The organism is Enterococcus termitis (assembly GCF_001730305.1).
GTDB lineage: Bacteria > Bacillota > Bacilli > Lactobacillales > Enterococcaceae > Enterococcus_L > Enterococcus_L termitis.
In genome coordinates this window covers 1-12,937 of the sequence record NZ_MIJY01000019.1, presented here as the reverse complement: position 1 = coordinate 12,937, position 12,937 = coordinate 1, and the positions used below count along the sequence as shown (strand labels likewise).

Genomic DNA, 12,937 nt, shown 5'->3' with positions numbered 1-12,937 from the left:
CAGAAAGTGTTTCATAATAGGAAATCGCATCTTCTGTCGTCATGTACGCTGTAGAGATTTGTTGGTTCAATGCTTGTGTCGCACGTAATACATCAAAAGAAAAAGCTTCTTCATACTCATTCGTGTAACTCTCAGCAATGACACGTTTGATCATCATATTTGAAATCAATATAGGATCATTCCCTGGAATCTCTCCAAAAGGCCATAGTCGTCCTAAATAATCAACAATATAGTTGTCAAAGCCCTCCATTAAAGGAACTTTTCTTCCTGTAAGAGTCACAATCGCGCCTAATTCACCTTCTGTAAACATATCTGCCACAGTTTCCGGCAACATACTTTCATCCAATTCAACCGTTGTTCCTACTGGATAGATTGGTGCAAAAGCCATATCAATTTTACCAATATAGTGTAAAAATTGCGGAATCGTTAATACAACCTGACTGGCTTGGCGATCAAAGGTGACACATTGTTCTTCATAATCGAAAAACACACTCAATTTAGCACCGACCATAGGTTTGTGTTCGAATTGCGGATCTAAATTCCGGTAGGTTTTATAGACTGACTTTAATAATTGAAAATTTGTCCCTAGGAGTACACCTGTTAAAACCAGTTCTTCTGTTATTTCAAATGTAAGTGAATCATCATTAATTAATACACCTTCAAAAAACTTTTTTGCATCATAACTAGCCATCACTTGAACCTCACTTTAGCGGTATTTTGTTGAATAGATTTTGATGCTTGTTTATCTTCATTGACAATATTTTCCGCAACTTGTTTCATTTTTTGGGTATCTGTACTAGAAACAGATTTAAAAGATTCCACTGTATTTGCTAATGTTTTTTGTGTCTCTATAACTTTCTTAAAACGTTTCAGGGTTGTTTTACCGAGTTCATTAATTGTTGGCTTTGAAATACTTGAAACAGCACTTTCTGCCTTTGACACGACTGCATCCCATGCTGCTTTATCTACACCTGTTTTCCCCATCTGTAATCTCTCCTTGTATCAGGCTAAAAGATAGAAGCCAAGAAACTTTTTGCCGTGTTAAAAGCACTTTCTACAGCACCAAGCAAATCGCCTTGTTCTAATTCTTTTTTTGCTATTTCTGCATCTAATTTTGCCATATTTCTTTGATAAGAATTTTCTTCAGTATGCAATGCCGTTCCCATTTTGTTTGCTTTTTCATTAAACTTATCACGAAGAGTCCCTTTAAATTGACCTGTACTTAACTTTGTTGGGTATTGCTTTACCTGATCCTCAAACTGAGAAAAGGACTTCATTGATTTGTTTAATTTGGTTTTTGCTTCTTTCAGACGTTCTAATTTTTTTTGATTCTTATCATAGTTTGCTTTTCGTTCATTACCAATTTGTTGCCATCTTGTTGATTCTCGTCTATTTTGAGCATTGCTTTCCTGACGTTTTCTTTCTGCAGCATCGTCTTTAGCCATCGCTTTTCCCTCCTGTCACAGCAAATAATTATTTATTCTATTCACTAACCAACTTCACTCGACAAGCATTCCGTCCAACAAAGAAATGAGACTCATCTAGTTCAACTGTCGGTTCACTATAGCCTGATTTCACATTGATAAATCCTTGATCCGCTAAACGTGTGCCGATCATCCCTGCTGGGATATTCGTACGTAATCGTTTATTAAAGTCATCGAAGCTATTTTCAATTTGTTTTTGATTGCCTTGGAAAATAAAGTAAATCTTCACTTTCGCTGCTTTTCTTAAATACACATCAATTGCATCATTAGTAATGAATGTCTTATCTCCAAATAGATGTGCTTCTGGAATATAGACAAACATTGGTTCAGGATCAGCAGCGTCCTGACGAACCTCGATTTCACTGACTAAATCATTTACAAAGGTACTATAATCTGGTTCAGCAACCATCATGTCAAAGCTTTCAGTAAACCCTCCGAATCGTTCTGAGCCGTTAAAGACTACTCGTTGTGCTCGTCCTTCAAAATGTTTTAGATTTTCCACGATCACTTTTTCAATGTATTCTGTTTGTTGTGGTGAATCGTCTCCAATCACAAAGTAGCCATGTTCTTGTGGGTCAAATCCGACAACATTTGTTGTTTCTTTATCCAAACCAATTGGCAATTGTAAGTGTTCCAGCATCATTTGTGTTTGTTTTGACTCGTAGAAATCAGCCATTGAAACAACTTTTGCCAGCATTGGAATCTTAATAGGACGTTCACCGGTCCAGTCTTGATCCATTGCTTCTATCTCTTGCTCTAAATGATTTAAGCGGTCAATATCATTTTCGCCATGTGTTGGAAGAAAGACTTGAAGTTCATGTGGATCATCTAATTTGATTTGTGCTCGTCCAATGATTTCTTGTGGAATCAATGCATCTCGACCAACGACATCTCTGATTGCACCTTCCTCTACAAGGAATAGGCCGATATGAGACGGTATATTGCTTGCCATGCTCATCTTGAAGGTAGATGTTCTAAGAACAGATAAAACAGCATACAGACCTACACTAGCCCCTTCTCGTAATAACTGGTTCACAACAGATTCAATTTCTTCTTCTAACGGACTTTCCTTGATGGCATCAAATCCGTCAATGATCGTAATGATTACAGGAAGTTTATTCCCTGACTTTTCTTCATATTGAGATAGACTAGCTACACCATAATCGGTAAAAGCATCTTTTCGCTCTTGAACCTCTTTTCGGATTCGTTTCAAGAATTTCACTAATTTCTCTTCTTCTTCTAAACGCACTAAATCTGCGACATGAGGAAGTTTTTTCAACGGAAGCAAACCATTTGTACCGAAATCAAATAAATTGAACTGCACTTGACTTGGAGTATTTAGTCGTGCAAGATTCATCACTAATGTTTGAAGCGCCGTTGATTTACCAAAACCAGGTGAGCCATAAAACGCCGTATGTGTCAGTTCGTTAAAATTAAAGTTGAACACGACTTGCTCTTGTTTAGAAGGAATATCCATAAAGCCAAACGGAACACTTAATTGTCTTGTATCGCTCCATTCCTTCGATAAGATTGGCGAATCGATCACTGTTTCTAGTGGTGGAAGCCAAGGTTTTTCTGGTAATACCGCGTTGGTTTCTTCTGAATATGCTTGAATTGCTTCTACAATAGCATCCAGCTGCGTTTTTTCTTCTTCATTTTTCACAACGGTGTCTTCTTCTTGTGACAGATCGGCTGTTAATAATTCGTATTGTCCCAATTGATTGATCAACCAAATACGTTCATCTACTTTTTCTTCTCGTGAAATAAACGGATCATAATTCGCTCCGCTCCATGCAGATTGGAATAGTTCATAAATTTCATTGTTTCCGACTTGTAAATACGCACGACCTGGTTGTGTAATCGTTGCCGCATCTGGTGTTTTGATGATTTCATTTGAATCATTGGCATCGGCTACCTTCAACGCTAGCTTGAAACGAGAGTTTGACCAAATTTGGTCATCCACAACGCCACTAGGTTTTTGAGTAGCTAAGATTAAATGGACACCTAAAGAACGACCGATTCGAGCTGTTGAAACAAGTTCCGCCATAAAGTCTGGTTCATTGGCTTTTAGTTCAGCAAACTCATCACTGATTAAGAATAAGTGTGGTAGTGGATCGCTCGGGTATTTTTTCTTTTCTTCTGGATCTGTAATTGTTTTACCTTGTTTATATAATTTGGTGTAGCCATTAATATGATTCACACCAAATTGGCTAAATTTACGTTGTCTTTTTTGTAATTCCGCCCGAATACTTTGTAAGGCTCTGGCAGAACTTGCGCCATCTAAATTAGTAATAGAACCAAGTAAATGAGGTAAATCAGCAAATAAATTCGCCATCCCTCCACCTTTAAAGTCAATAGGTAAAAAGCCAACATCTTCTGGCGCAAAATTCACGGCTAAAGATAGGATATAACTTTGAACGATTTCTGATTTACCCGATCCTGTCGTACCAGCAACTAAACCGTGAGGCCCGTGTGCTCGTTCGTGCAGGTTAAGGTAAACAATATCGTCTTTACCGCGTACACCTAACGGAACCGCTAATGATTTAGACGTATCTGCTTTTGTCCAACGTGTGCCGATGTTTAGTTCATCTACTGCTTTTACATCGTATAATTCAAGAAAATCGATTGCTTCTGGGATGGCATTCTTCTCCACTTCAACATGATGTAAATTCGCCAATCGTTGCAATGCTTCTTCAATCGGATAGGCTGTCGGTAAATGAGTCGGTACAAATGCTTGATTCACATACTCATTGTTTTGGTTGATCAAGATCGCTGCTTCGCTGCTTTGATAATCGATCAAAGTCGTCGTTGTCTCAGGCAACATCGGCAGTGCATCTTTCCCCCAAATCACCGTCACACCATACGGACTCATATCTTCAGCTAAAAATTCATTTAGCCCATGTCCAGATAACCAGCTCTCTTCTAAAATAGAGAACACATAATGCGGCTGGAAACGAATCTTTTCATTACTATTTTCTTTCAGTTCTTGTCTTCTTTTCGTTAAGATTTGATAAAACGAGTTAAGCACCATATCTCTTGTTTGGGCATTGTGGATAATACCTCGTAGATTCAAACTACGAATCTTCAAATGAGGTAACCAGCGCCACGCATGCCAATGCGTATCGTAATCATTTTCAGGAACCAATGTCACAAATTCGACATCTCGATACGAATGCAGCATTGAAATTTGGAATAAGAGCGTTTGGATCGCTGTTCGCAATACCGGATAGTTCCCGGCTAAACCAACTGTTTGATCCATCAAAGGAATAACGATTGGTGCCCCTTCTAATTGTTGATACGGCCAAACAAGCTGTTTCTCAGCTAATGAACTCAATTCGCTTTCTTCATTTGGTTGATATCTCACGGAAAAGCTTGACTTGATTTCTCCAGTTCCAACATGGACTTTTAAGAAATCTTCATTAGTTGTCATACGCTCATAGATCCGTGCCTGATAGTTTTTAGCCATTAAAGCAAGATCATTCATCGAAGGATACATATACGTAAGAGCGTGCTCTTGTTCTTGTTGTAAAAGGGAAATGTCCCCTTTTTTCTGAATCAGGTATTGTCTATAAGAGCCTTCGCTACGTTCATTTTTCTCTTTGGTTTCTTTTTTATTCGTAAAATAACTCGAAACAGAAAAACCTGCCGTTAATAAACTAGCGCCTCCCATACTAAGCATCATAATCGGATTTCCGCCACTTAAAAAGCTTGTAGCACCACTTAAAACCACCATTCCTAAAGGCGGGACAAGGGTTCTTAAAAGTTCATTTTTCCCTTCCTTTTCTTTCGGTGTAGGTGTCATTACTTCTACTTCCGTCTTTGGTTCTTTTAGATGGATACGCGGGCTTCGTCTGAATAATGGAAATTCTGAAGGGTATTCAGGTTCATAGCTTTGTTCAACGATTTCAAATGGATTTAATTTATACTCCACACCTAGATTCGTTAGTTTTAATTGATTTTCCCGTGCTTCAATGATTAGTTTATCAATAATTAGCTGATCGCCAGTTTCGAAATCAAAGGTACCCTTGACAACTTGTTTTCCATTAAAATAGAGAGTCTCTTTATTTGCGTAAATATCCATACTATAACGATTTGTCTTAGGCGCAACAGAAATCGAAATAAATGCTGCCGTTGGCAAGCTGATCGCCGAAGAAGCTCTACTAGAAATCGTAAAGTCTTTTTTAGGTTTGTTTGTCGCAATTGTTTGATAGTCCGTTGGTTTTACAATAATAAATTTAGGATTATTTTTTTCGAACGGCTTGTTATCAAGCAACACTTTCTGCCCGTCATAAGATACTGAATGTCCGTCGATCACTCGTTCTTGTTTGGTTGTCGTTAGTTGATGGTGAGAAAAGACATCGCCAAAATAGAAAACATCAACGAGAACATTTGCAGCTGGCTGCATTTGATCATCAATAGGAACAATTGACTCATCTTCTGTTTTATTCGTTTTCAGAATCATCGGTTGCCCCTCCTAATAATTTCATATATTTAGCAATCGCTTCTTCGTATTTCGTCAATAGCTCTTGTTTCTTTTCACCATTCATTTTTGTATCTAGTTTTGTTGCATCATACAATTTCGTATAAGCATGTAAAATGAATTGGTTATCTCCTACATTTTGAGCAATATCAAGGGCTTTTTCAAATGAGCCTTTTCCAATATAGATCCAGTATAACAGCGTATTTTCATTCGATTTTTGAGAAATATTGTTTAAAATCATTTCTTTTTGCTCATTGGATAAATTATCCAATTGGATGGAGCTTACAGCGTACACATATTGTGCACTCTTAGGCAGATTCTCTGGTGTATCTTCTTTCAGTGTGCTTAACACGCCTGAATAGTCATTGGCAATATAATTTGCTTCTGCTGTAATAATTCTTTCTTGGGTAGGTACTTCTTTCAGTGCATAATTCCCCACAAAGAAACCTAAAATAAGCGTTGCAACCAACAATACTAGACTGCCCCATTTAAACACCATATAGCTTTTTTTGTTTACAAGTTGATTTTGTTTTTCTTGTTTCATTTTTTGGATAACGACTTGTTCACTGATCATTTGATCGATTTCTTCTGGAGACAGAGCCGCTTGAATATTTTTAGATAGTGGATCTTGTAACGTTCCAGCGCCTTCGATCAACCGTTCAAAATCTAATTTTGGATGAAGAATAAATAGAATCAGAGCACGATATTGTTTTAAGAAGTCTTCTTCATTCGTCACGTGTGGGACAACTAGATTCATAAAACCTCTATGTGCAATCGAAAGTTCTTCTCCAAAAAGAAAAATATTTCTTGGGTGGATAAATGGTTGAATCGTAGAATGGATAAACGGCTCAATAAAGCGAATTTTTTGCGCTAAAAGCAGTCGCTTCAATGGGGGCATTTTTTTTATTGCTTCATCGATTGGTATCGCGTAGTTATCTTTTTCATATGATAAGACTAATTGCTCTTCTGTTGCCTCCAACACTTCTCCAGCTAATAATACGTCTCTTTTTTGGAGAACAGCTTGAAATTGATCCAGCTCCGATAAGCGATATTGGTTCGCCTGTAGCGTAACTAGCACCTTCTCTTTTTGAACTTGGATATCTATTTTTTCTGATATATCTTTGACTTCACTCACGTTTTAGGCCCCTTTACTTTTTCATCGTTTCTCTAACAGCTAATTGATCCCCGTCGCCTAGCGCATAGTTCGCTAAAAGAACTTCTCCATTTAACTTAATTGACTTATTTATAATTTCTAACTCAAATGTTTCTGGTAAAGAGATGTTCAATAATTCTAGTGATTCTCTCAATAGTTCTTTTAAACGATTTCCAGAAACTTTTATAGGAATCTGTAAATCAATAATTTGTTTGCCCACATGTAACCCAATACCAATAGATGTATCTTTCCTCATAAAATTCTACCTTCCTATCCTTTTTTCACCCATGTAGGAAATGCTCGACCTAATAAAATTCCGAGACCTATAACAAGGGATCCACCGACAACACAAAGTAGAATAAATCCGATGTTATTTCCCTGTTTTAACCCTGAATCCCCAGAATCTAAACTATCGTTCAAAACATATCCGTTTGAGAAAAGAAGGGGGGTTATTTGTTGATTAACTGTATGTTGTACTGGTGTTTCTTTTATAAAAACTTCTTTTTGTGCATTTGTAATCAGCTTCATTTTTTCTTCATTTAATTGTTTATCCTGCTCAGACATATCCTTCATAAATAATTGATTGATTGTAAAGGTAGCAGAATTACTCTGGCTACCTTCATTTTTATCGTAAATCACATGATTATTTATTTTTAAATTGCCTGTATCTGCATGAACAGGAACGCTTTGGATGAAAATAAACAGTGTGAGAAGAAGCACTCCTTTTAAAATCATCTTAAAATCAATTTTCAGTCTATGTTGCATCGTTTTTCTCCCTTGCAAATAATAGAAAAGATCATGCTTTCACTTTTTTATCTTCTGGTTTTACCCAAAAATTCAATAGAATACCGCTAACTGCTAGGATTACAAGAATCAGATAACTTCTCCAACCGATGCTGCCTCCGTTTAGTAGAGCAGTAAAACCATTTTGAATATTTTGTAATGGCGATACTCGATACAATATATTGGTGAATGTACCTGTTTTAGTTGCTACTCCTAATAGTGGTGTCAACATAAAGAATAAACCTAATATTGCACCGCTAAGATAAAGTGTCAGTACTCTAAACTGTCTCATACAACCAAGCGTCAGCAGTAAGCCCGCTAGTAAAACTAAAAAGGCATAACTAAACCAAGCTAATTTTGCGTTCATTCCAACAACTAGACTCAAATTAAGAGCAAAGGCAATCGACAAAGCCAAGCTACTTAGCAGTATCACGATCACATTTGAGGTATTATACCAAGCTCTTGATGGATTCATCAGCAAGTCTGTTTTAGACACTTTTCTTCGCTTCATGTATTTTTGCATCGCGGTCGCGACCAAAATAATGATAAATGCAGCGATGATTGTTGCATAATATGGAATCAAAGAATTTTGTCTAGTTTTTCCAAAATCGCCTTTTTCTTGAATTGGATTCGACAGGAAGTTAAAGACTGTTGAGTTATCCGAACCGCCATTTCTGGTATTGGAAAGAACTTTATCAAAGGTTTCAGCATACTTCGCATTGTCCTTTGTTTTTTCATCTACTTCAGTAACAGTTTTATCTAGATTTGTTAAAATATCATTTGCCTCTGTTTGTACCTTGTTTGTCGACTCTTTCAATGTTTGAATAATTGGTGCAATATCTTTGACTTGTGCTGCAGATTCTTCTGTTGCTTTAGCCGTTTCTCTTGAACTACTAGCTAATGTCTGGATACTTTTCACCAAGTTTTCAGTAGTAGCGTTAATTGCGGCCGTATCATTCTTGTCAGGATGTGCGTTTGCCTCCGTAATAACAGATTCTGGTGCTATTCGTTCTGTTTCTTTCCATGAATTATACGTCCCGTCAATTTCTTGATTTGCTTTCTCGAACCAGTCTCCTAATACAGAGGCTTCTTGTAACATCATATCTGGCACAGTCATTAGATTTAACGTGCCATATAATGTCACCGCTTCGCCTTCATTTTTATCAGTATTTGTTCCGATTGTAGCGTTTAATTTGTCGATTTGCTCTACAATATCGTTATACAAACTATCTCCGTTAGCCTTATAATTTTCGTAGAGTGAATTAGAAATTTGTGAAACTTTTTTTGAATCCGTGACATTATCATACAACCAATAAATAGAATCTGGTGTAGCCAACTCACTAAATAATTTGTCTGGATTACTTATAACATAATCAGCAAAACTAACGACATCTTGTTGAGTCGGATCAGCATAGATTGTTGTCAATTTATCAGCAACTGAAGTTAAGATTGTGAATAGGCTAAAAAGTTCTGGCAAATCTTGTTTTAGAGGCTGATCTTTATCTATATAAGCAGCTAGTTGTCCAGATGTTCTTGATTGATTTAGACTCCAAGAGTAACTACATTGAACATACTCATTGTTACTGTAGTCATTTGGATAGGTCCATTTTATTTCAGAATCAAATGTATAAGACATCTGAGTTTGTGTGGGAATTTTTGGTGGTGTACTACTAGTAGCCTTAAGTATAATAGCTATATTTAGCTGTGCTCCGTTAATAGAAACAGTTGCTGTATAGTCTGAACCAGCTAAATTTGCATTGATATCTCTTTCTAGATTTGCTCTAATCGTTTCTAAATTAATGATCTCAACTGTACCACTGCTTCCAGAACCAAAAGTATGTGAGAATTGTAAAAATTGGTTGGTTCCAGGATTCAAATCCACTTCCACCGTATTCGTTACCGTAAATACAGATGAAAGATCATCTTTCGGAGCTGTCGACAGTATATTGAATTGATTTCCATTACCCGTTAGAGTTGGTTCGTAATGTGTAACGATATTATATGAAGAATTCAACTTATCCCTTGCCACTTGTGTTAATAACCCTTTGTTTAAAAGCGTATCTAACAGAATGGGAAAATCAGTACTTGATGGAAAAGCAATATCCTGTAATTGTACAAGTTCATTCCTTACAGCAGTTAAGTATTCCCCGTCCTCAGTAATCTCTGATACTTTATCAACAGGTGATATTAATTTTGAAATAGCTAGTTTAATTTGGCCTTCTGCCGCAGTTTCTGGATTAGCGGTTCTGTCATTGTAGTACTTTTCTGCAACATCCTCTTTTAACATTGTTAATTCTGTTACTTGTTTTTCTAAGTCTTTTATTTCGCTTGTTAGCTCTTCAATTCTTTTACTTTGTGTTTCTTTAAATGCATAAGCATTCGTTAGAAAATTCGCATAAACACCTGTATTTTTAGATTCTTCAGTCCCTTTTGTAAGAAACAGTCCCAATTGATTTTTTATACTATCATCAAAACCATCATATTGAGCTTTGTATCCCTTCAGATCGTTTTGCCATTGATTTTCTAATTGTTCTTTTTGCAGCTCAAATTGCTCATTGAACTGTTTAATAGATGTTTCCAATTTTTCATTTGCTTCATCTGCATAATCATCTACAGATTTCTGTACGTCTTCTGTTGATTGGCTATTTGCTTCTAAACCAGTATTGTTACTTTCCATCAACTGCTTCACTGACTCAACAAATGCTTTTTGTTCCGATGTAAACATTTTATTATCTTCATCTAAGATACTTGCTGTATCAAGGACACTTGAGAAATTAGTTGGTACTTCTTTAAATGGTAAGTAAATTGTTTTTTCCAAATTATTTTTGTGATCTGTTTCCAATCCAACAATTTGATTGACGTTTTGTTGGGCTTCTGACAAATTTCCTACAATACTTGAAAAATACATTTGTACAATTCTTTGATTGAAATCTTTTAAAATATCATTCACTTTTACCTGAATCGCCTGATTAGTTATCTCATTTTGACCTTCTCTTACTTGATACTCTATTAAAGCTTTTTCAGGATTTATACTTTGTAATGAAAGTAATCGTTCAGAGAAATCTTGCGGAATAATGATTTGTGCATCAAACTGTCCATCTGTAACACCACGATTAGCAATATCTCTGGTAGTAGTCTCCCAGCGATTAGCAGTATCTTGATTAATCAATGTGACAAAGTCCGTTCCTAAAGAGTATTTTTTCCCTTCAAAAAGAGTTCCTTTATCTTCATTTACCAATACATACTGCATTTTTGCTACTTTTTCATTAGATGTTTGTTGGACATTATCACTTTTAAACCCAATATAAGAAAGAATAGATAAGAACAATATACTACCGAGAATAATCGAAACAATAGGAAGGTACTTTTTAAATTTGTTTTTCAATTTGCTCTTCTCTCCTAAATAAAAAGCATCCGCGCAATGAATTGCACTGACGCTTTTTTATTTCAAAATTAATTTAGTTTAAACCGAACGAACTTGCATCTTGTTGATCACGTTGTGCTACTGTATCAGCATATTTGTTCAATTGGTTATTGATGCTGATCAACAATTCTTCCATTTTTTTAACGTTACCTTCTAATTGATTGTATTGTTCTAAATACGATTGGAACGCTTGACCTTTCCATTCTTGTGCGATTTGTTGATTCATTGAATTTACTTTACGAATCGCATCTTGGATTTGTTGTTGTGATTGTGTATAAACCTTTGCTTGTGATTTCAGTTGCTCGGGTGTGACGGAAATTGCTCCTGCCATTATTATCTCTCCTACTCTTATATAAAATCACATTTCATATTAGTAATTCCCCTGTTATTATTTTTGGAATAAGTACAGTACTATTGCGAAAAATTAAAATAAAATTAACAATGTACTAGAATATTCAAACATTCCTACCAAAGTGTTGGAGAGAAATGATGATAGATTTAGCAACTTTTACTATTTCAAATACTATTTCAATTTGAGAATTTCTTTGTGTTTTGACATGATTCTTTTTCAAGAAAACAAAAAACCTAGAGGAAAGTTCCTCTAGGAATCATACTAATCGATTTAATTCTTTGGATTTTCTTTACCAACATTAATTAACAAAGAGTCAATAAAAAAAGAACAGAGTATTTACTCTGTTCTAAATCGGGAAGACAGGATTCGAACCTGCGACCCCTTGGTCCCAAACCAAGTGCTCTACCAAGCTGAGCTACTTCCCGCAATTATAATAATAAAAAAAGACTAAACGATTAAAAGGAATTGAGTAACTTTGCCTTCTAAGTCGCAGTCAAACCTTTAACTATGCACCCAAAGGGAGTCGAACCCCTAACCTTTTGATTCGTAGTCAAACACTCTATCCAGTTGAGCTATGGGTGCAAAATATCCGATCAACACAAACGTGTTTAAGGAATGCCGAGGACCGGAATCGAACCGGTACGGTGATCACTCACCGCAGGATTTTAAGTCCTGTGCGTCTGCCAGTTCCGCCACCCCGGCGAAAGAACAAGCAAAGCGGAAAACGGGGTTCGAACCCGCGACCCCCACCTTGGCAAGGTGGTGCTCTACCACTGAGCTATTTCCGCAGTTTGATGCCGGCTAAAGGACTTGAACCCTCGACCCTCTGATTACAAATCAGATGCTCTACCAACTGAGCTAAGCCGGCGTATTTCGCCAAGTTTGTTCAACGAGACTTAAAAAATGCGGGTGAAGGGACTTGAACCCCCACGCCGTAAGGCGCTAGATCCTAAATCTAGTGCGTCTGCCAATTCCGCCACACCCGCAAAATATTCCTATGAGCCGTGCAGGGCTCGAACCTGCGACCCTCTGATTAAAAGTCAGATGCTCTACCAACTGAGCTAACGGCTCAAAAAATGGAGGTTAACGGGATCGAACCGCTGACCCCCTGCTTGTAAGGCAGGTGCTCTCCCAGCTGAGCTAAACCTCCAATACAACACGTTTAGCGCGGCGACGTCCTACTCTCACAAAGGGAAACCCTTCACTACAATCGGCGCTAAGAAGCTTAACTTCTGTGTTCGGCATGGGAACAGGTGTATCC

Annotated in this window: 9 protein-coding genes, 8 tRNA genes and 1 rRNA gene; all 18 read right to left on the bottom strand. The window is 36.9% G+C overall.

The genetic code is table 11. The features are described 5' to 3' along the window. Nucleotides 1-691: DUF4176 domain-containing protein (locus BCR25_RS10260; RefSeq protein WP_069663519.1), on the bottom strand; the 691-nt coding region annotated here is incomplete at its 3' end. After that, nucleotides 691-984: a TIGR04197 family type VII secretion effector gene (locus BCR25_RS10255; RefSeq protein ID WP_069663518.1), complete on the bottom strand. Its 294-nt coding sequence runs from the start codon at nucleotides 982-984 to the stop codon at nucleotides 691-693. The genes BCR25_RS10255 and BCR25_RS10260, both read right to left, overlap by 1 nt. Nucleotides 985-1,007: 23 nt before the next feature. Next, nucleotides 1,008-1,445, bottom strand: a complete 438-nt coding sequence (locus BCR25_RS10250; protein WP_069663517.1) for a DUF5082 domain-containing protein — start codon at nucleotides 1,443-1,445, stop codon at nucleotides 1,008-1,010. A gap of 37 nt (nucleotides 1,446-1,482) precedes the next feature. Next, nucleotides 1,483-5,946, bottom strand: coding sequence for a type VII secretion protein EssC (gene essC / locus BCR25_RS10245; protein WP_069663516.1), 4,464 nt, complete (start codon nucleotides 5,944-5,946; stop codon nucleotides 1,483-1,485). Then, a complete protein-coding gene (gene essB, locus BCR25_RS10240; RefSeq protein ID WP_069663515.1) occupies nucleotides 5,927-7,099 on the bottom strand; it encodes a type VII secretion protein EssB in 1,173 nt (390 codons plus the stop codon). Before essB ends, essC begins: the two co-directional genes overlap by 20 nt. Before the next feature lie 13 nt (nucleotides 7,100-7,112). After that, nucleotides 7,113-7,373 carry a type VII secretion protein, YukD family gene (locus tag BCR25_RS10235; RefSeq protein ID WP_069663514.1) on the bottom strand — a complete coding sequence of 87 codons (261 nt, stop codon included), beginning with the start codon at nucleotides 7,371-7,373 and terminating at the stop codon, nucleotides 7,113-7,115. Between the two features lie 14 nt (nucleotides 7,374-7,387). Next, the gene (locus BCR25_RS10230; RefSeq protein WP_069663513.1) at nucleotides 7,388-7,882 is read right to left on the bottom strand and encodes a hypothetical protein; all 495 of its coding nucleotides are present in this window, start codon (nucleotides 7,880-7,882) and stop codon (nucleotides 7,388-7,390) included. A gap of 31 nt (nucleotides 7,883-7,913) precedes the next feature. Continuing rightward, entirely contained in the window at nucleotides 7,914-11,285 is a 3,372-nt protein-coding gene (gene esaA / locus BCR25_RS10225) for a type VII secretion protein EsaA (RefSeq protein ID WP_083242640.1), read from the bottom strand. A 73-nt stretch (nucleotides 11,286-11,358) separates the two neighbouring features. Beyond that, on the bottom strand, nucleotides 11,359-11,655 hold the full coding sequence (locus BCR25_RS10220) for a WXG100 family type VII secretion target (RefSeq protein WP_069663511.1): 297 nt from the start codon (nucleotides 11,653-11,655) through the stop codon (nucleotides 11,359-11,361). A 372-nt stretch (nucleotides 11,656-12,027) separates the two neighbouring features. After that, nucleotides 12,028-12,101 (bottom strand) — tRNA-Pro (locus BCR25_RS10215). An 83-nt stretch (nucleotides 12,102-12,184) separates the two neighbouring features. Beyond that, nucleotides 12,185-12,258: transfer RNA gene (locus tag BCR25_RS10210), tRNA-Arg, on the bottom strand. 34 nt (nucleotides 12,259-12,292) lie between these two features. Next, a tRNA-Leu gene (locus BCR25_RS10205) sits at nucleotides 12,293-12,378 on the bottom strand. Between the two features lie 14 nt (nucleotides 12,379-12,392). Continuing rightward, nucleotides 12,393-12,464 (bottom strand) — tRNA-Gly (locus BCR25_RS10200). A gap of 7 nt (nucleotides 12,465-12,471) precedes the next feature. Further along, a tRNA-Thr gene (locus tag BCR25_RS10195) sits at nucleotides 12,472-12,544 on the bottom strand. Between the two features lie 36 nt (nucleotides 12,545-12,580). Continuing rightward, nucleotides 12,581-12,662: transfer RNA gene (locus BCR25_RS10190), tRNA-Leu, on the bottom strand. A gap of 12 nt (nucleotides 12,663-12,674) precedes the next feature. Continuing rightward, nucleotides 12,675-12,747 (bottom strand) — tRNA-Lys (locus BCR25_RS10185). Nucleotides 12,748-12,753: 6 nt separating this feature from the next. After that, nucleotides 12,754-12,826 (bottom strand) — tRNA-Val (locus BCR25_RS10180). Between the two features lie 15 nt (nucleotides 12,827-12,841). Next, a 5S ribosomal RNA gene (gene rrf / locus BCR25_RS10175) occupies nucleotides 12,842-12,937 on the bottom strand; the annotation flags it as partial.